Below are 19,828 nucleotides of genomic sequence, written 5' to 3' on the forward strand. Positions count from 1 at the left end.
TGACCTAGAAAAGCCAGCGCAGAATCATCGAGGCTTATTCGGGCTTGCGGGCGACAAACACCAACAAGATGCCGCCGAGAATCATCAGGCTCACCAGTATCAAGCGCAGTGTCATCGGCTCGTTCAACAGCAGGCTGCCCCCGATCAAAGCGATGGCGGGCACTGATAACTGTGCAACGGAGGCTTGCAGCATGGTTAAGCGGCTGATGACCCGATACCAGAGAATATAACCCGCGGCGGATGCCAGACTGCCTGATAATAGCGCAAGCACCACGCCGCGTGTTGAGAGCGCGTCCAGATGAATCATCCAGGGAGACACGAGTAGACACAGCAGACTTGCTGCCCAAAACCCTTGAGCAATCGCGTGGGTTGGATTGCCGCTGTTGCGCCCAAGTAGCGTGAACACCGCCCACGCAAGGCCAGCGATGATCATCAGCAGTGCGGATATCCAACCGGGTTGTTCAGCACTGGGCAGCATCAAATAGATAAAGCCGGCGATAGAGATCGCCAGCCCCAGCCATTCCAACGTTCGAATCTTATTGCCTTGCCAACAGTGCGCAGCGAGCAGTGAGAGTTGTACTGTGCCGAAAAGCAGCAGCGCGCCAGTTCCGGCGGATAAGGTCAGATAAGCGATGGAAAAACAGAGCGCGTAGATAAACAGCGATGCGCCAGCTTTGAGGGTGAACGGCAACGAATAGCGACGATGTTCGCGGCGCACGACCATGGCGTGCAGGACGACTAATGTGATTCCTCCCGAGATCAAGCGCAGCGCCGTGAACGATCCGGCGTCAATGGCGTGTGTTTGTAATGCCAGTCGACACAGAATGGAGTTGGCCGCAAAGGCCATCATGGTGATGACAGTGAGCAGGGCTGGATGCACAGGGAATCCTTGGGGGGTTGGGTGAATGATCTTCACTCCATTTAAGGCGAAAAAACAAAATGGAACAAATGTGTTTTACTTTGATAGTCAAACTAATTACTATTTTGAAAATTTGATTATCAAAGTATCTATCATGCAAACACCTCATTGTCCTCACACTCACACCTTTTCTTATGCCAATGAAAAAGGGGAAAAACGCACGTTGTACGTGCTGTTGTTAACGTTAATCACGATGGCGGCTGAAATCAGTGCTGGGTCGATTTATGGTTCGATGGCGCTGTTGGCGGACGGTTGGCACATGGGCACCCACGCGGCAGCATTCTGCATTACGCTGTTTACGTTTCGCTATGCACGCAAACATCAGGACTCACGTCAGTACACGTTTGGGACGGGGAAAGTGGGCGTCTTGGGGGGGTACACCAGCGCCATTGGTTTGGGGCTGGTGGCACTGTTTATGTTCGGTGAATCGCTGCATCGCCTGTTCAATCCGTTGTCGATTCAGTTTAATGAAGCGATCGTCGTGGCGGTGATTGGCTTGCTTGTGAATGTCGCCAGTATGTTCTTATTGCACGACCATCACGACCATCACGACCATCACGACCATCATCATGACCATGACCATGACCATGACCATGAGCACGCTCATGATCACAACCTGACCGCGGCATACATGCATGTGCTGGCCGATGCGTTGACTTCGCTGCTCGCCATTGCGGCGTTGATTGTGGGCAAGTACCTCGGCTGGGTGTGGTTAGATCCCATCATGGGGATCGTCGGCGCATTGGTGATCACCAAATGGGCGGTGGGATTGATGAAACAGACCGCCCCGATTTTGCTAGATGCGCACATTGAACGGAATTATGAGCAAAAGCTGTTGACGAAGCTGGCACAAAGCGGCGGCGAGGTGATGGATATTCACATGTGGAAAGTGAGTTCGAGTCACTATGCGGCGACAATCCGCTTGAACAGTGAGACGAACAAAGATGCGGCGTACTTTAGACAGCAACTGGCCGAGTTTGATAAACTGCACCACCTCACACTTGAGGTGAATTCGAAGTAAAGGCAAACACATGCAACATCTGACTGAACTCAACAACCTGATCACCGAGTTTTACGACAAAATGTCGTCGTGGGAACTGTCGGTGGTGAAAGAAACCGGCTATTCGCTGGCGCAGATCCACACGCTGGAAGTGTTGGGCAGTCATGGTGCCATGCGCATGAAAGAGTTAGCCAATCGCCTGAGCATTACCACGGGCACACTCACCGTACAGGTCGAAAAGCTCGTTCAGGCCGGGTTGATTGAACGTCAGTCTCTGGAAGGAGACCGACGTTCGATTGTGGTCGACTTAACGGCGCAAGGCCACAATGTTTATCGTGAGCACAACGCACTGCACCTTGCGCTCACGCAAGAGCTCACTCGTCATTTCTCCGAGCCGCAACATCAGGCGTTAGTCGAGATGCTGACTCAGATGAATCAAGAGTTCTGACCTTGTCTTACCCTATCATCGGGACGGTGGAGAGCAGCAATAAGCCGCCCATGGCGCCGTTAAACCAACGGACATACTTGGGGTGGGTCATCCAGTGACTCAACTGCTTACCCGCCGCCGTCCAAATGCTCACGGATGGAATATTCACGATCGCAAAGACCAACGCGATGAGCAGTAATTGCAGCCAGCTTGCGCTTTGGTTGTAAACGCTGACCGCCGTGAGTGCCATCGACCAACCTTTTGGATTAACCCATTGGAACATCGCTGCGGCCAAAAACGACATCGGCTTGTATTGATGTTCTGGATTGGCTGGCTTGCTGAGTGCGATCTGAATCGCCAGATACACCAGATAGGCCAGACACACGACATGCAGGATCTGTTGCAACAAAGGTGAGGTTTGAAACAAGCCCGTCAATCCAACACCGACCAGCAGCACCATCGCGCTAAACCCAAACGTCACGCCCAACATATGGGGCAACGTGCGCCAAAATCCCACGTTGGCCCCGGATGTCATCAACATGATGTTATTGGGCCCAGGGGTAAAGGTTGAAACAAAAGCGAAAGCCACCAAAGGCCCCCATTGACTGTAATCCATTTGCGGTTACTCATTCCTCATTAAACATGCAAAGATAGTAATGGCCATGAGGCGCAATTTTATGTTTATATTTGTGCTTGAATGAGTTTATTAGCAATTAATGGTGGTTATGGATAAGTTTGACGAAAGAATATTGCGTGAACTGCAATTGGATGGACGAGTCTCAAACGTTGAGTTGGCAGAGCGGGTCGGTTTGTCGCCCTCAGCCACGTTGCGCCGAGTGCAGGAACTTGAACGCCGAAAGGTGATCAAAGGATATCGTGCGGTGTTAGACAAGCCACAACTGAATGTTGGATTTGTCGCCTATGTCTCGATTGGGCTCAATAACCACACGAAAAAGTCACAACGCAGCTTCGAGGAGCATGTGCGCTTTGCGAATGAAGTGGTGGAATGCCACAACATCACCGGCATGAACGAATATTTGTTGCGCGTCGAAACGCAAGACCTCGCGGCGTACAAACGTTTTCATGAAGATGTATTAGGTGAGTGTCAACATGTGCAATCGATTACAACAATGGTGGTTATGGATTCACCCAAAGATGAGCGCCAATAATATTTAGATATAGATTAAGAAGATAATAAAAGAAATTTATATTCAACTGAATGAATTCAATAAAAACGCAGTCATATTATTTTCTAAAAATAATATTTAATGTTTATTCTCAAAAATAAGAAGTTATTAATCACGATATAAATTCAATCCAGTGACATTTGTTCCCATAAAACGACGATTAAGTGATAGATGTGTTGATTGTATTTATAAATTAGAGTTTTTACTTTATTAAATGTCATTGCTCTGACATTTGTTGCGATGTGAGCAAATTTTCGCGTGGTTTAAGGTAATAAGTTGCTTGCTCTGGGCAAGTAGTTGCCTGGTTTTGTGCTGGTTTAACCAGTGACTGGGCTTAAAACAGGTATGTATTTTGCTATTTCTCATATTAGGCGTGTTTAATTATATTTCAGAGAAGAGTTTGTTATGGGAAATGGTATTGTTGTTGGGCATATAGGGACAGCGCATGATGGATTCCCACCGACGCCGGTCACCGCAGGTTCGGGTTCGGTTAAAATCGATGGGATTCCCGCGGCCCGTCAAGGCGATCCGCTGGCTCCGCATGATAAACCTAAAAATCCTCCCCATCCGCGCAGTATTGCCGCGGGCTCTTCAAGTGTCATGATTGATGGCAAACCAGCCGCAAGAGCGGGTGATGCAGTTGACTGTGGTGGCGTGTTGCAAGGTGGTAGCAGTGTCAACATTGGTTAAGTCTTGCCTTGTCTCGCTGGCACTCACCCTTGGCGTCACGAGCTTTACCGCCTTGGGTGAAGCGTACGATGCATCCGCATTAACGGCGCAACAGGCGTTTGAAAATGGCCGTTTGTTGCGTGCCCAATTCAAAAATGTCGAATCAAGACCGTTTCTCAAACATGCCGCCGACAGCGGAAATGCCGATGCGGCTTACCTTTATGCGATGGAGTTATCGAACTACAAAACCACGATCCGTACGCCGCAAGAAGCCCGTGATTACTTGCTTCAAGCTGCGCAAGGCGGTAATCGCCATGCGATGCAGCACCTCTATTTGAATGGGCAGTGGTTGAGTAAAAAAGATCGCCTTGATTGGCAGCAGCAGTATCACGATGCCTTGATTCGCTTAGGGCGAACTGCGCCGGCACAAGCCTTGTTCGAGCTAGCTCAGTATTATCACGCACGCGATAAAGCACGGTCCGAATATTATCTCACCAAGGCGGCTGCCTTTCGTCATCCCCGCGCGTTAATGGAACAGGCGAGGCGTATCGAGCGTGGTGCGGGAACCTATGTGATGCCGGGTGAGCGTGAAACTGTTGTGCGTAAAACGTATTTGGTCGCAGCCGAAACCGGCTATGTGCCTGCGATTCGTGCTTACATTAATTTGCTCGAAGACAAAGGGCGCTACAAAGAAGCGTTTGATTGGCGCAGAAAGGCGTTACAAGCCGGCGATCTGACGTCGCTCGCTGCGCTGGGCTTTATCTATAGTGGCCAAAGTGAAGGGTATCCCTTCATCGAAACCGACTTGGTTTTGGCGAAGGCTTACTTGGATTTGTACATGGAAATGGCTGGAACGGATCGCCTCGAAACCCTTTATTCGACGGTGGCTGAGAGCTACCAACAAATCACACCACGTATTAATGCTGAGCAAGAAAAAGCGGCAGATAAAATTGAATCTTCCCTGAAAAATAGTGTGGATTTTTATAACCATGATCTTTTTTGGGATATTTAGAATTATTTAATATTAGCTACCGATAATACGTGTGAGAGAAGTAAGTATTTTTTGGGTGAAGATCATGTTTTTGCGTTTTTTTGTACAACAAACGCATATTAAATGAATAGAATGTGCCCGCTTCATAATAATTAAAATAAAGAGAGTGGCTAATCTCTTTATTTATCATTTTATAAATAAAAAGTTTAAATGTGAATTTAACTTGCATTCTTTTCGGGCGATTGTGTGGCTGTCATCCAGCGATGCTTCAATTGCCTGCTATCAAGAAGTTATATTTACTCAAATTAAAATAAGAAAATTTAGATATTTCTAATGTGTCGATATTTCTGATAGTTAAAGCAAATTCAGATATTGACGCAGCTATTTCAACGACAACGACTGGCATAGGTATTTGGAGACGTTATATGTCTAAAGAAGGAAGTGTAGCTCCGAAAGAGCGCATTAATATTAAGTATATTCCTGCGACTGGGGATACACAGGCTGAAGTAGAATTGCCATTGAAAACCTTAGTGGTTGGTGATTTCAAAGGTCATTCAGAAGAGACGCCAGTTGAAGAGCGCTCAACCGTTTCTGTGGATAAGAACAACTTTGAAGCGGTGATGCGTGAAAGCAATCTGAAACTGACCACCACCGTGAAGAACAAACTGGGTGAAGATGAGACTGCCGATTTACCGGTTGAGCTGAACTTCAAATCCCTTGCGGATTTCTCCCCAGATTCTGTCGCTTCACAAGTTCCTGAATTAAAAAAATTGATTGAGTTACGCGAGGCGCTCGTCGCACTGAAAGGCCCGCTGGGTAATATTCCTGCGTTCCGTGAGCGCCTGCAAGATCTGCTGAACTCGGAAGAGTCACGCGAGAAACTGCTGGCAGAACTCAATCTTGTTAGTGAATCAGAAGAAGAAACTCAAGCCTAAGTTGACTTGATACTTTTGTCATTAAATCTTAATCAGGAACAATAAGATGTCTACGACTGAAACGGTACTGGAAAGACCGCAGCTGGCTGAAGGAAGCTTGCTGGACGAAATTATGGCGCAAACCCGAATCGCTCCTAGCGAAGAAGGGTACGATGTTGCGAAAAAAGGGGTGGCTGCATTTATCGAAAATCTGATTGGTGGCAACCAATTGGATGAAGCGGTGAATAAGTCTCTGGTTGACCAAATGTTGGTTGAGCTGGACAAGAAAATCAGCGCACAGATGGATGAAATTCTCCACGATCAGCAATACCAGCAAATGGAATCTGCTTGGCGTGGTCTGAAACTATTCGTGGATCGCACCGATTTCCGTGAAAATAACAAAGTTGAACTGCTGCACGTGACCAAAGAAGAGCTGCTGGAAGACTTTGAATTTGCACCGGACACAACTCAATCTGGCTTGTACAAACACGTTTATTCCTCCGGTTATGGCCAGTTTGGTGGTGAACCGACCGGCGCGATCGTGGGTAACTTCGCATTTACCCCTTCGACGCCAGACATGAAACTGCTGCAATACATGGGTGCCCTCGGCGCGATGGCGCATGCGCCGTTCATCTCCAGCGTTGGCCCCCAATTCTTTGGCATCGATTCATTTGAAGAACTGCCAAACATCAAAGACATCAAGTCAACGTTTGAAAGCCCGAAATACACCAAATGGCGTGCGCTGCGTGAGTCAGAGGACGCGCGTTACATTGGCCTGACTGCGCCTCGTTTCCTGTTGCGTGTTCCGTATGATCCAACAGAAAACCCAATCAAATCATTCAACTATTCAGAGAACGTGAGCCAATCACACGAGCATTACTTATGGGGTAATACGGCGTTTGCATTCGCAACTCGTTTGACAGATAGCTTCGCGAAATACCGCTGGTGTCCAAATATCATTGGTCCACAAAGTGGCGGCGCGGTGGAAGATCTGCCAGTGCACGTATTTGAATCCATGGGCGCGCTACAAAGCAAGATCCCAACGGAAGTGTTGATCACCGACCGTAAAGAATTTGAACTGGCGGAAGAAGGCTTCATTGCCCTGACGATGCGTAAGGGCAGCGACAACGCCGCATTCTTCTCGGCAAACTCCATTCAGAAAGCCAAAATCTTCCCGAACACCAAGGAAGGCAAAGAAGCAGAAACCAACTACAAGTTGGGCACGCAACTGCCTTACATGATGATCATCAACCGCTTGGCGCATTACGTGAAAGTGCTGCAACGTGAACAGATTGGTGCATGGAAAGAGCGCCAAGATCTGGAACGCGAGCTGAACTCGTGGATCAAGCAATACGTTGCGGATCAGGAAAACCCGCCGGCAGACGTACGCAGCCGCCGCCCACTTCGCGCCGCGAAAATCGAGGTGATGGATGTGGAAGGCAATCCAGGTTGGTACCAAGTGTCTCTGGCTGTTCGTCCGCACTTTAAATACATGGGTGCGAACTTCGAACTGTCGCTGGTAGGCCGTCTGGATCAAGCATAACCATGACTTACATTGCACCTGAAGAGAGTGCATTTGGTGTTGGCTTCTTTGAACGTTTAGAAGCCAATGCTAAACCCATGTCTCTGACCCAAGGGCCAGATGCATGGGATGTACTCGAATCCGTTAAGCGTAATGTGTCCAATATCCTCAATACACGAATCGGTGGTGCGCAAAGCGCGCCGCATCTCGGGTTAGTGGATTTTAACGACGCCACCTTAGAAACCATGGATCTGTCGCTGCGTATCAAACTGGCGATTCAGCATTGTCTGGAACGCTATGAGCCACGTTTAAAGCAGGTACTGGTGCGCGCCGATTCGGACCATTTCAATCCTTTAACGCTGCGTTTCCACATTGTGGCCAGCATTAACTGCGATGCATTACACAAGAAAGTTCAGTTCAGTCTGTTACTGGATCAAAACAGAAAGTATCGAGTGTTTTAATCACCATGACTCAAGACAAGTATTTCAGGGAAGAGCTCGCTTTTCTTAAAGAGCAGGGGAGAGAATTTACCGAAATTCACCCTCAGCTGTCGCGCTTTCTGCATGGCAGAACAACCGACCCAGACGTTGAGCGTCTGTTGGAAGGCTTTGCGTTCCTGACTGCGCGTCTGCGTGAAAAAGTCGAAGATGAGTTCCCTGAACTGACACACTCGATCATCAATATGCTGTGGCCGAACTATTTGCGGCCTGTGCCGAGCATGAGCGTGGTGGCCTTTACACCGGACAAAAGCGTCAGTGAAAAGCAGACGATTGCTCGCGGCACCGAATTGGATAGCAAACCGGTGTTTGGCACGAAGTGTCATTTTCGAACCTGCCGCGATGTGGCGCTCTATCCGCTTCATTGTCTGGATGCCAACGCGGAACACACGCGTGAAGCCACCATCATTAAGCTGACAATGAAGATGAACGGCGACATTTCAATTGGTGATGCCGAGCTGGGTGATTTGCGTTTTTACCTCGGCGGAGATAAGTACAGTTCGCAAATGTTGTATCTGTGGCTCAATCACTATTTGGAAAAAGTCAGTGTTGAAGTGAATGGGGCCGTCTTTACGCTGCCGCGCAATGCGTTTGCAACCGTGGGCTTTCACAGCGACGAATCGTTATTGCCTTACCCAACCAATGTTTACGAAGGTTACCGCATTTTGCAGGAGTACCTGTCATTTCCGGAAGCATTCCACTTTTTTGATCTCAAGGGCTTAGGGCAAGCGCTGCCAAAATCGGTGCACGGTGAATTCACGTTGCACATCCATTTATCCAAAACATTACCCGCTGACGTGCGTGTGCGCAAAGACAACTTTCAGCTCTATTGCACACCAGTGATCAACCTCTTCGAGCACGATGCTGACCCCATCGACCTCAATGGTCGTAAATCGGAATACCGCATTGTGCCATCCAGCCGCTATCCGGCGCATTACGAAGTGTTTAGCGTCGACAGCGTGGTGGGTTGGCAGGACAACAGCCAAGCGGGTCAACGGGTACGCGGCGAGAAGCGTGTGTACTCCTCATTTGAAAGCTTTCAGCACGAAGTCGAACGCGTGCGTCATCGCCAAGCACTGTATTACCGCACACGGATTAAAGAAAGCATTCGCGGTGACGGCTTTGACTCGTTTGTGTCGTTTATTCGCGGCGATGAAACCCTGTCGGTTGATGTGGATGAAGCGGTGTCCATCAAACTGACTTGCACCAACCGTTTGTTACCGTTGGAGCTGGGTGTGGGCGACATTTGTGAGCCGACTGACACCTCACCGCCTTACGCGACGTTTCGCAACATCACCGTGCCATCGCAGTCACTGCGTCCGGTGCTTGATGGCAGCCTGCTGTGGACACTGATTTCCAACTTGTCACTCAACTACTTGTCGTTGCTATCCAAAGATGCGCTTAGCTGTGTGCTGCGGGCTTACGATTTCCGCGCGTTGGTGGATCGCCAAGCTGAGCGTGTGGCGCGTCTGCGCATGGATGGCATCAGTAAAATCGAATCGCAACCGGTAGACAAAATGCTGCGCGGCTTACCCGTACGCGGCCTGCAATCGACCCTTTACATTGATCAAGCAGGGTTTGGTTCGGAAGGTGATTTGTATCTGTTTGGCACGGTGCTGAGTCATTTCTTTGCGCTCTACGCCAGTATCAATTCGTTTCACGAATTGGTCGTCATCAACGTGAGTAACCAAGAGAAGTACACATGGGGAACACAGACCGGAATGCAGCCGTTGATATGACGGCTGACGGCCAGCTGGTGCCCCAATTGCACTTGCCTGGTGATGTACGTGCTTACAACTTTTACCAGTTGGTTGAGTTGTTGCAAAAACTGCAGCAATTCAACCCTGAATCGGAAGAGTGGGAGCGTCAGTGTCAGTTGGTGTTTAGTGCCAACCCAAGCTTGGGGTTTTCGCCATCTGATGTGAATTCTCTGCATGAGCGTGACGATGAACGTTTGGTGATGCTGACCAACTTTTTTGGTTTGTCTGGCGCGCAGTCGCCGCTGCCCGGGTTCATCATCGAACAATTGGTCAATGAAGAACCGGGCGGGTTCAAACAGCCATTTTTTGACTTTTTTAATAACCGATTGATCAACTTGGTGTATCGCATCTGGCGCAAATATCGTTACTACGTGCGTTTTCAGCCAGATGCGCAAGATGCGTTTTCTACCCAGTTGTTCGCGTTGGTGGGATTGGGTGATACCGACCTGCGCGGCGAAACGCCCATCAACTGGTGCAAGATGCTGGCTTACGCCGGCACCTTGGCAGGACGCAGCCGCTCACCGCAAGTGGTGGCTGGCATCATTGCCCACTGTTTCGATTTGCAAGACGTGAGCATTCGCCAGTGGGTGCGCCGCAAGGTGCAGATCGACAAATCCCAGCAACTGTCGCTGGGACAACAGAACGCTCAACTGGGCGTTGACAGCATGGTGGGTGAATCGGTGATGGACTGCAACGGTAAGTTCGTCATCTGCATTGGAAAGTTATCGCGCGAGCGTTTCGCCGATTTTCTTCCTTCCGGTAAGGAACACCAACCGCTGTGCAAATTAGTGGAATTTATTTTGCGTGAGCAGATGGCCTACGACGTCGAGCTGACCCTAGATGAAGATGAAGCGCCCAAATTGAGCTTGGCGGCCGATAGTGGCGTAGCTCTGGGATGGACTTCGTTTCTGGGAGACAACGCGCAAGACCAACACGTTCTGATTCAAGTGAGGCAATAACAGATGAACGCAATGACTCAGACGTCACTGATCCTTCAAGTGGCCAACGTACAACTGCTCGAATCGGGTTTGACCGCCCAATCACACTGGACGCCGGATGGCGGCAACATTGGATCCGAATCATGGGCAACTTGGCGACTCAAAGACGCGCAAGGCCGCGTGAAACCGCAGCATTGTGCCATTGTCTCGATTGATGGCGCGTTTTGTGTCCGTGATTTATGTGGTGACACCTATGTGAACGGTTCACACATGCCGCTGGGTAAAGATCAGTTGGCGAAGCTGGAGCATCGAGACGAAATCACCGTGGGGCCTTATCAGCTACGAGTTTCGTTTGGTCATGCGGATGAGCACGATCGCAATGCAGGCCCGTTGGATGCGATGTTTAAAGCGGATCAGGTCGATCTGCTGGCGGATGAACCCTTCGATGATGAAGCACTAGAAGACGAGGCGCCGCTTGCGGCGAATGCTGATCCGCTCTTGGCACTGGATGCGCTACTTGAGGCCAAAGACGACGCCGAAGCGCTGCTGCGCGATGTGGAACGACTGGACGACGGTGAGCAGTCGCATGCATTGGTGCCGGAAGAGAACTTGGTGCTTCATGATTTGAAATTTACCCCGCAGGCAGACAGCGAGTACGAAATGACGTCATCCATTCGATTGAAAAAAATTCTGGGCTTTGGCCCGCGTAAAGACGATGTTGCACAACCGGACATCGCGCCAGCGCATCAGCCTCAGTCACCACAACAAACAACAACAGCACCATCATCACCAATCAACACTCATAACGTATCAGAGGGCTTAACAATGGATGAAAAAGTATTGGATCTTCTTGAAGAAGAAGTCGCCAGAAGTCTGCAACCTGCCAACGCCGACACTGCCACAAGTTCTGCGGCTGGCAAACATTTGCTGACCGGCCCAATGCTGCAGGGGCTGGGGATTGATCTCAGTCAGGATACTGACATGGAACGCATGCACTTCTTGTCTCAAGAATTGGGTGAGTCGCTGCAGGCGTGTGTGAAAGGCTTGCTGGAACTGCATCAACAAGTGAGTGACGGTCGCTTCGGAACCATGAACCGTAACCTGCAACCCATTGAAGATAACCCGCTGCGCCTTGGGCTGTCTTATGAACAAACCATTCGCACCATGTACGATGCCGACAAGAGCTTGGTCCACCTCTCTGCACCGGCGGCGATTTCAGAAAGCCTGAAGAACGTCCGCGACCACAACGAAGCGATGCAACACGCCACCTCGGAAGCGCTGAATCAGATTCTGAACGCATTCTCTCCACAAGTGTTGCTGCGCCGCTTCCATCACTACAAACGCAATACAGACACCAGCGCCACCTCGGATGAAGCGTGGGCGTGGAACATGTACTGCAACTACTACCAAGAGCTGACTTCCAACCGTCAACGCGGTTTTGAAAAGCTGTTCTGGGAAATTTTCGAACAGGCTTACGACAAGAAAATTCGTGAGAAGCAACTGGAGCTCTAATCGTGAACAAACTGCTGTTTATGCTGATTTCGTTGCTGGTATTGACCGCTTGCAGTTCGACGGAACCGTACGAGCCAGCGAAACAGCCGACGAAAGTCACGTTCAGTCTACTCGCTGATGATGGCGTCAACCCCAGTATTTGGGGAGAAGCGTCTCCGGTCGAAATTCAGGTGTTTGAACTCAAAGATGATTCGATGTTCATGTCCGCCGACTACGACCAACTGAAAGCGGATTATAAAAAATCACTGCGCAGCAACTTCGTCAAAAATTACGACTACGTGCTGATGCCGGGCCAGTTCAAGTTTGTGAATGCGTTTGAAGTGGATGAAGAAACAAACTACATCGGTGTGATGGCGCACTTTTCTGATCCGGAAATTAGTGAATGGAAAAAGGCCGTCAAAGTGCTGAACAAAGGCAGGGAATACCACTTGCTGATGTTTTTCAAAGATTACGATGTGAAATTGGATAGGGTGGAATAACAAAAGATGTTTGCGCGTAACCGAGTCATTTGGAATGAGGGGCTATTTATCAAGCCGCAACATTTCCAGCAGCAGCAACGTTATGTGGAGTACCACATCGACGAGCGCATGACCGCTGTCAGCCGTTATCTGTATGGCGTGTCTGAGCTGTCACTCAATCCTGAATATCTGTCGTTTGGTCGCATCGCCATTGAACGCGCGGTCGGCATCATGCCCGATGGCACCGCGTTTCGGATTCCGCAGGAAGATGCGATGCCAGACGCCTTAGAAATCGACGATGCGTCGCTGGCGAACCAACTGGTGTATCTGGCGGTGCCGCTACGCAGTGAATCGCTGATGGAGGTCAACTGGCCGGAAGAGCGAGGCACCGGGCGCTATGTCAGTCGCCGCTTAGAAGTGCGTGACGTGCACACCGTGCAGGGCGATACCACGACCATCGATGTCTCGCCGGTGCGCATGCAACTGATGCTGGAAAAAGAAGATCGCAGTTCATTTGCCTCCATCGCCATTGCGCGCATTTTGGAAAAACGCCCGGACGGCAGCGTGGTCATGGACCCGGATTTCATCCCTTGCCACCTCAACGTGGTCGGCAATGCTGCGCTGCACCGTTTCATCAATGAAATGTCGGGCTTGATGCGCGAGCGCGCCAAGAACATTGCGCAGCGGATCAGCGCGCCATCGCAAGGCGGCGTTGCCGATGTGTCGGACTTTATGTTGTTGCAAGCCCTGAACCGTCTACAGCCACAGATGCAACATCTGGCAGAGCTGCGCAGCCTGCATCCCGAACGTTTGTTTGAATGCTTGGCGTCCGTGTGTGGTGAGTTGGCCACATTTACAGACGAAAGCCGTCTGCCGCCAACGTTGCCAAGTTACAACCACGACATGCCCAGTCAGTCGTTTGGTCCCTTAATTCGCAATCTGCGTCAGAGCTTGAGCGTGGTGCTGGAGCCTCGCGCCGTTTCGATTCAACTGGACAAACGCAAGTACGGCCTGATGGTCGCGCCGGTGCACGATCCGCAGTTGATGGACAGCGCCGAATTTATTATTGCGGTGAAAGCACGAATGCCGCTCGACGATCTGCGTCGCTTGTTTACCCAACAGACCAAAGTGTCATCGGTGGAAAAAATTCGCGAACTTATTTCCCTGCAATTGCCAGGTATCCCGTTGATTTCATTGCCAGTGGCGCCTCGTCAGTTGCCATATCACGCGGGATACACCTATTACCAGCTGGATAAAACCAGCCCCGCGTGGGCGATGCTGAATCATTCGAGCGGCTTTGCGTTCCACGTCGCAGCAGCATTTGATGATCTCGACCTGCAATTCTGGGCGATTAGGAGTTAATCATGGCGTTAAGTAAAAAAGAGACCCAATACAGCAGCTTGCTCTTCGATGACGTGCAGCAGATCAACCATGATCAGGACTTCTGGTTCCAGCTGCGTGGCGATAATCCCAATGTGTTGATCGACGCAGCGACGCCGCTGTTTGGCTTGTCACTGCGCGTCCGTTCTTTGGCAGCCTGCGACAACATTGAGCAAATCTACAACCAGACCATTGAAGAGATCAAAGCGATCGAGATTGAGCTGGCTGAACAAGGCTTTGAGCACGCGATTTTGATGGCGTATCGCTACATCCTATGTGCGTTTCTGGATGAAGCGGTGATGGGCACCGAATGGGGTGCATCCAGCGTATGGGCGGAGCATTCCATGTTGTCGCGTTTTCACAATGAAACGTGGGGCGGCGAAAAAGTATTCACGATTCTGAGCCGTTTGGAAGGCGAACCGAAGCGTTATCAGGCGCTGCTGGAATTCATTTATCAATGTTTGGTGTTGGGCTTTGAAGGCAAATACCGCGTGATGGATGGTGGCCAACTGGAACGTGAAAAGGTCATTACCCGTTTGCATGATGTGCTCGCGAGTCTTGAAGAGGAAGAACCGCAGGATCTCACGCGTGCCACCGACCATGTTGTGCGCGCCAAATACAAACTGAGCCGTCAGTTGCCGATTTGGTCGATTTTTGCCGGTTTTGCCCTGCTGTGGGTCGGACTCTTTCTCGGCTATACCTATTTGCTGCACAGCAAATCAAGCGACGTGTTAAATCAACTCAATCAAATACTTTAAAACAATTATAAGGCTAGGTAATCGCTGTGATTCGTATTGAACTACCCACTCTGATTTCAAAATTAAACGCCCAAAGTAAGCTGGCTCTTGAGCAGGCGGCCTCGCTGTGTATCGAACGTCAGCATCCGGAAGTGACGTTTGAACATTATTTGGATGTATTGACGGACAACCCGTTGTCGGATGTGCGCTTGATTCTGAAACAGGCCAATCTGGAACTGGATGCCGTAAAACAAGCTTTGGCCGCCAGCTATGCGCGCGAACAAGTGCTCGATACGTATCCAGCATTTTCCCCCTTGCTGGTCGAGCTGTTGCAAGAAGCATGGCTGCTTTCCACCACCGAACTGGACCAAAGCGAATTGCGCTCGGGTGCAATTTTTCTTGCGGCAATCACACGCGCTGACCGTTATCTGCCTTTCAAACTGATCAGTCTGTTTGAAAGCATTAACCGTGAAAATCTGAAAAAACATTTTGATGTGATTGTGGCTGATTCGGCAGAAACTGAAGTCAGTAAACCCACAGCAACGCAGGGCGCCGCCAATCGTCTGGAAGGGAACAATTCTCCGCTCACCAAGTACTGCACCAACGTGACCGAACAGGCGCGCAATCAAGAACTGGATCCGGTGCTGTGTCGTGAGAACGAACTCAACCTGATGATCGATATTTTGTGCCGCCGCCGCAAAAACAACCCGATTGTGGTCGGGGATGCGGGTGTCGGTAAAAGTGCCATGATTGAAGGTTTGGCGCTGCGTGTGGTCGCAGGCACCGTGCCGACACAGCTCCAAAACGTTGAGCTGCTCTCACTGGATCTCGGTTTGCTGCAAGCGGGTGCTTCGGTGAAAGGGGAGTTTGAGAAACGCTTGAAAGGCGTGATCGATGCGATTAAGAGCTCGCCAAAGCCGGTCATTCTGTTTATCGATGAAGCGCACACCTTGATTGGCTCCGGAAATCAGGAAGGCGGCAGTGACGCGGCAAACTTGCTGAAACCCGCTCTGGCGCGTGGCGAGCTGAGCACCGTCGCGGCGACGACGTGGAAAGAGTACAAAAAATACTTTGAAAAAGATCCGGCACTGACGCGCCGTTTCCAACTGGTGAAGTTAGAAGAACCGACGATTCCCCAAGCGGTCGACATTTTGCGCGGCCTCAACAGTGTGTATGAAAAAGCGCATAACGTGCTGATTACCGATGATGCGTTAAAAGCAGCGGCAGAATTATCCGCGCGCTACATCTCAGGTCGTCAGCTGCCAGATAAAGCGATTGATGTGCTGGACACCGCTTGTGCCCGTATCGCCATCAACATGACCACGCCGCCCAAACGTCTGGCGCTGCTGGAAACTGCGTGTCACCAACGTCAGTTGGAAATTGACATGCTAGAGCGCGCGCAATACCTCGGTCGAGACGTTGATCATGCTCGTCTAGATGAGCTGCGCACTCAGGAACAGGCAGACGAAGCGGAAAAAGCCGCGCTGACCGCAAGCTGGCAGCAACAAAAAGAATTGATTGAGTCGATCATCAGCCTGCGAGCGGAACTCATGGCCATGTCGACGGCAGATGATGTGGAAGAGGATGCCCACGCGGCGCTGCAAGCTGAACTCAACACGCAATATCAAACGCTGGCGGCGATTGCGCACCATGAGCGTTTGATGCACCCCCAAGTCGATGCAGAGCAAATCGCCGAAGTGATTGCCGATTGGACGGGCGTTCCGGTTGATCAAATGAACACCGATGAACTGCATAAAATTACCCACTTGACCGACATCCTCGGCGCGGCCATCAAAGGCCAAGATACTGCGATTGAGCGTGTCCATCGCCATTTGCTGACGGCGCGTGCGGATCTGCGCCGTCCGGGACGTCCGAAAGGCGCTTTCTTGCTGGTGGGGCCGAGTGGCGTGGGTAAAACTGAAACGGTGGTGCAGCTTGCCGAACAGCTTTATGGCGGCAAGCAATTCCTCACCACCATCAATATGTCGGAGTACCAAGAGAAGCATACAGTTTCTCGCTTGATCGGGTCACCGCCAGGCTATGTGGGCTACGGCGAAGGGGGCATCCTGACCGAAGCGATTCGCAAAATGCCGTATTCCGTTGTGCTACTGGACGAAGTGGAAAAAGCCCACCCTGAAGTACTGAACATCTTTTACCAAGCGTTTGATAAAGGTGAGCTGGCCGATGGCGAAGGGCGTTTAATCGACTGCCAAAATATTGTGTTCTTCCTCACCTCGAATCTTGGTTATCAAACCATCGTGGACTTCGCGGACGATCCCAAAGCTCTGGATGAAGCGCTGTACCCCGAATTGGCCGCATTTTTTAAACCTGCGTTGTTGGCGCGTATGGAAGTGATTCCATATATGCCACTCAACAAAGCGATTCTGGAGCTGATCGTCAAAGGCAAACTGGCACGTCTGGAGAAACTGTTCCGCGATCGCTACAACGCTGAGGTGGTGATTGAAGATCGCCTGATTGAAGAGATCTTAAATCGCGCCACGCGCAGCGAAAACGGTGCTCGCATGCTTGAAGCCATCATTGAAGGTCAACTGCTGCCGCCTGTGTCGCTGGCGCTGTTGAATAAACTGGCAGAGAAGCAACCCGTGCATCGCATTCATTTGGATGCGCAGGACGGTGAATTTAAAGGAGAGGTGGCGTAATCATGAGTAACTGGCTCGCGTTCACCGCCGATCTGGTGGGCCTTCGAAAGCCGCACCAGTTGGCGACTCGGTTTGTTGACATCATCGCGCAGGAGCTTGGGCTTTCGAACGCGATGTTGTTGATGCCCAGCTCTGATGGTCGTCTCTTGGTCCCTCATGATGAACGCCTGACCTATTCATGGGCGGTCACCGATTTTGATAATCCGTTTGCGCATGTGCTGCAATCGTCAAAAGCCATGCATCTGACCGCGGAAGAGCTGGTGTTCTGGCAGTCAAATCGCACATTCAGCCAACTGGTGTCAAAAGTAGGAATGTTTGATTCCGTGTGGATTCAACCGTTGCCGATGGGGCATCGCCATGTGCAATCGATTTTGCTGTTGATTGGCGAAAGTCATGTGGTGGCGAACATTTTCCAAGATGATGCCTTCCTGAAATTCATCGATGTGTTCTCGCAGCAGTGGTCACTGCTGCATGACATGGAACGGGAAGAACAAAACCGCCGCGCGCTTAAAGAGTCGCTATGTGACATTCAACGTGATTCCGTGCAGCGTGTATTGGTGAGCGACCTGTCGCGTAAACTGATTGGCGACAGTGAGGTGATGCAGAAGCTGCGTGAGCAAATCGTCAGCGCGGCCAGCTCTAATTTGTCGGTGATGGTGCAGGGGGAAACGGGTACGGGGAAAGAACTGGCAGCCGAAGCGGTGCACGATCTTTCATCACGCAAACATGCGCCGTTTGTGGCCATCAACTGTGCCGCTATTCCGGAAAATCTGCTTGAAAGTGAACTGTTTGGGTACTGTAAAGGCGCCTTCTCAGGTGCAGACAGTGATAAGCAGGGGCTGATCGCCCAAGCCAACGGCGGCACCTTGTTTCTCGATGAAATCGGCGATATGCCACTGGCGTTGCAAGCAAAGCTGCTGCGGGTGCTGGAGTCGAAAACCTTCCGTCCGGTCGGGGGCAAACAAGAACTGACATCAGACTTTCGCTTGGTGTCGGCAACGCATGTCAACTTGCTGGATCAGGTGCGTCGCAAAGCGTTTCGTCAGGACCTTTACTATCGTCTGTTCCAGTATCCGATCACCTTGCCACGCCTTGCTTCCCGTCTGGATGATGTGGATTTGCTGGCACAACATTTTGTGCGTGTGTTCAATCAGCAGCACGGCAAAAACATTCGTGGCCTGCACTACAGCGCGATCGATTGCCTCAAACAACATGATTTCCCGGGCAATGTCCGTGAACTCAAGCATCTGATTGAATTTGGCTGCGCGCAAACAGCCGATGGCACGCAGGTTGAAGAGCACTGTTTTACGCACCGCATTGCTTCGATGGCGATGCTATCGCCAGCGGTGTCTGCTCACGATGAGCCCATTATGCCGCAGGCGACTCAACCTCAGCACGCCCGAGCAACGACGGGACAAAACTACTCGGTGATTCACGATCTCAAACAAGCACTGAGCGACTTTGAAGAAAAAATCATTCGCGAACGCCTCAATCACTTTTCGGGTGACCGCGCCAAAGCGGCGCAGAGCCTTGGCATTCCGAAGCGCACCTTGGCGTACAAATGTCAGAAGCTGGAGATTAAGGCGTTATGACAAGATCGCGATATGCATTTCCCGGGGCCAGTGCACTGCTATTGATGCTGTCGGCTTCGGCATGGGCGCAAGAGTCTAATGCGTTGGTGATGCAGGCGGAGCAATGCCGCGCCATCACGGGGCGCTTAGAACGTTTGGCCTGTTTTGACCACGTTTTTCAAACGCCCGTGGATGAAGTGGCGAGCGCCCCTAAGCAGAACGTGCCACCGTCTTGGCAGCGAGCGATGCAAGCGGCTGGCGGCAGTGATGCGGCGATGGTGCTGGTGACTGAAGGGGAAGGCAAAGGCAGCAATGCTTGGGTCACGCTGAAGGCGCTCAATCGCACCACTCGGTTTGAGCACGATGCCAAACCCATCCTGATGATGAGTTGCATTGATAACCTGAGCCGCGTCGAACTGGCGCTGCCAAGCAGTGTGGACGATGCGCGCATTCAGGTATCGGTAGCCAATGCGCCGCCGGAGTATCTACGCAGCGATGACAGCGGTGTTCTGATGTCGTCGGCACGCGGCATTCCCGCCATTGAGATGATGAAATCGATGGCAAGAGCGCCGCGTCTGGTGCTGCGCTCTAACGCGCCATTTGCGGACGGTTTACAGTTTGATGCAGGTGAGCTAAACGACGCGTTGTCGGCACTGCGTGAACGCTGTGGTTGGTAGGAGGCCTGC

Annotated in this window: 19 protein-coding genes; 17 read left to right on the top strand and 2 right to left on the bottom strand. The window is 50.9% G+C overall.

Annotated elements, in window-relative coordinates:
- Positions 1 to 34 precede the first annotated feature (34 nt).
- Positions 35 to 880 (bottom strand): DMT family transporter, encoded by an 846-nt coding sequence (locus ACF8PK_RS15765; RefSeq protein WP_392442279.1) that lies wholly within the window; start codon positions 878 to 880, stop codon positions 35 to 37.
- A gap of 133 nt (positions 881 to 1,013) precedes the next feature.
- Here ACF8PK_RS15765 and dmeF point away from each other — a divergent pair, with 133 nt between their 5' ends.
- The gene (gene dmeF, locus ACF8PK_RS15770; RefSeq protein WP_392442282.1) at positions 1,014 to 1,940 is read left to right on the top strand and encodes a CDF family Co(II)/Ni(II) efflux transporter DmeF; all 927 of its coding nucleotides are present in this window, start codon (positions 1,014 to 1,016) and stop codon (positions 1,938 to 1,940) included.
- A 10-nt stretch (positions 1,941 to 1,950) separates the two neighbouring features.
- Positions 1,951 to 2,367, top strand: a complete 417-nt coding sequence (locus ACF8PK_RS15775; RefSeq protein ID WP_004727200.1) for a MarR family winged helix-turn-helix transcriptional regulator — start codon at positions 1,951 to 1,953, stop codon at positions 2,365 to 2,367.
- A gap of 7 nt (positions 2,368 to 2,374) precedes the next feature.
- Here ACF8PK_RS15775 and ACF8PK_RS15780 read toward each other — a convergent pair whose 3' ends face one another.
- Positions 2,375 to 2,962, bottom strand: coding sequence for a LysE family translocator (locus ACF8PK_RS15780; RefSeq protein WP_004727199.1), 588 nt, complete (start codon positions 2,960 to 2,962; stop codon positions 2,375 to 2,377).
- 109 nt (positions 2,963 to 3,071) lie between these two features.
- Here ACF8PK_RS15780 and ACF8PK_RS15785 point away from each other — a divergent pair, with 109 nt between their 5' ends.
- From ACF8PK_RS15785 to vasI, 15 genes are all read left to right on the top strand, one after another.
- Entirely contained in the window at positions 3,072 to 3,515 is a 444-nt protein-coding gene (locus ACF8PK_RS15785) for an Lrp/AsnC family transcriptional regulator (protein ID WP_392442287.1), read from the top strand.
- A 423-nt stretch (positions 3,516 to 3,938) separates the two neighbouring features.
- Positions 3,939 to 4,223, top strand: a complete 285-nt coding sequence (locus ACF8PK_RS15790) for a type VI secretion system PAAR protein (protein ID WP_143679847.1) — start codon at positions 3,939 to 3,941, stop codon at positions 4,221 to 4,223.
- Positions 4,207 to 5,214, top strand: a complete 1,008-nt coding sequence (locus ACF8PK_RS15795) for a sel1 repeat family protein (protein ID WP_392442290.1) — start codon at positions 4,207 to 4,209, stop codon at positions 5,212 to 5,214. Before ACF8PK_RS15790 ends, ACF8PK_RS15795 begins: the two co-directional genes overlap by 17 nt.
- Before the next feature lie 404 nt (positions 5,215 to 5,618).
- Positions 5,619 to 6,128 (top strand): type VI secretion system contractile sheath small subunit, encoded by a 510-nt coding sequence (gene tssB, locus ACF8PK_RS15800; protein WP_004727195.1) that lies wholly within the window; start codon positions 5,619 to 5,621, stop codon positions 6,126 to 6,128.
- A gap of 46 nt (positions 6,129 to 6,174) precedes the next feature.
- The gene (gene tssC / locus ACF8PK_RS15805) at positions 6,175 to 7,650 is read left to right on the top strand and encodes a type VI secretion system contractile sheath large subunit (RefSeq protein ID WP_004727194.1); all 1,476 of its coding nucleotides are present in this window, start codon (positions 6,175 to 6,177) and stop codon (positions 7,648 to 7,650) included.
- Positions 7,651 to 7,652: 2 nt separating this feature from the next.
- Complete coding sequence (gene tssE / locus ACF8PK_RS15810; protein ID WP_004727193.1) at positions 7,653 to 8,090, top strand: type VI secretion system baseplate subunit TssE; 438 nt, start codon at positions 7,653 to 7,655, stop codon at positions 8,088 to 8,090.
- Positions 8,091 to 8,095: 5 nt separating this feature from the next.
- Entirely contained in the window at positions 8,096 to 9,865 is a 1,770-nt protein-coding gene (gene tssF, locus ACF8PK_RS15815; RefSeq protein ID WP_392442295.1) for a type VI secretion system baseplate subunit TssF, read from the top strand.
- The gene (gene tssG / locus ACF8PK_RS15820) at positions 9,829 to 10,845 is read left to right on the top strand and encodes a type VI secretion system baseplate subunit TssG (RefSeq protein ID WP_086027303.1); all 1,017 of its coding nucleotides are present in this window, start codon (positions 9,829 to 9,831) and stop codon (positions 10,843 to 10,845) included. Before tssF ends, tssG begins: the two co-directional genes overlap by 37 nt.
- 3 nt (positions 10,846 to 10,848) lie before the next feature.
- Positions 10,849 to 12,336 (top strand): type VI secretion system-associated FHA domain protein TagH, encoded by a 1,488-nt coding sequence (gene tagH / locus ACF8PK_RS15825; RefSeq protein WP_392442298.1) that lies wholly within the window; start codon positions 10,849 to 10,851, stop codon positions 12,334 to 12,336.
- A 2-nt stretch (positions 12,337 to 12,338) separates the two neighbouring features.
- Entirely contained in the window at positions 12,339 to 12,815 is a 477-nt protein-coding gene (gene tssJ, locus ACF8PK_RS15830; RefSeq protein WP_392442301.1) for a type VI secretion system lipoprotein TssJ, read from the top strand.
- A gap of 6 nt (positions 12,816 to 12,821) precedes the next feature.
- Positions 12,822 to 14,156, top strand: a complete 1,335-nt coding sequence (tssK, locus tag ACF8PK_RS15835; RefSeq protein ID WP_004727188.1) for a type VI secretion system baseplate subunit TssK — start codon at positions 12,822 to 12,824, stop codon at positions 14,154 to 14,156.
- A 2-nt stretch (positions 14,157 to 14,158) separates the two neighbouring features.
- The gene (vasF, locus tag ACF8PK_RS15840) at positions 14,159 to 14,932 is read left to right on the top strand and encodes a type VI protein secretion system protein VasF (RefSeq protein ID WP_004727187.1); all 774 of its coding nucleotides are present in this window, start codon (positions 14,159 to 14,161) and stop codon (positions 14,930 to 14,932) included.
- A 26-nt stretch (positions 14,933 to 14,958) separates the two neighbouring features.
- On the top strand, positions 14,959 to 17,571 hold the full coding sequence (gene tssH, locus ACF8PK_RS15845) for a type VI secretion system ATPase TssH (RefSeq protein ID WP_392442305.1): 2,613 nt from the start codon (positions 14,959 to 14,961) through the stop codon (positions 17,569 to 17,571).
- A gap of 2 nt (positions 17,572 to 17,573) precedes the next feature.
- The gene (locus ACF8PK_RS15850; protein ID WP_004727185.1) at positions 17,574 to 19,163 is read left to right on the top strand and encodes a sigma-54-dependent Fis family transcriptional regulator; all 1,590 of its coding nucleotides are present in this window, start codon (positions 17,574 to 17,576) and stop codon (positions 19,161 to 19,163) included.
- Between the two features lie 44 nt (positions 19,164 to 19,207).
- Positions 19,208 to 19,819: a type VI secretion system-associated protein VasI gene (gene vasI, locus ACF8PK_RS15855; RefSeq protein WP_004727184.1), complete on the top strand. Its 612-nt coding sequence runs from the start codon at positions 19,208 to 19,210 to the stop codon at positions 19,817 to 19,819.
- Positions 19,820 to 19,828: the final 9 nt, after the last annotated feature.

Source organism: Vibrio sp. CJQ_6, assembly GCF_043106745.1.
Lineage (GTDB): Bacteria > Pseudomonadota > Gammaproteobacteria > Enterobacterales > Vibrionaceae > Vibrio > Vibrio furnissii.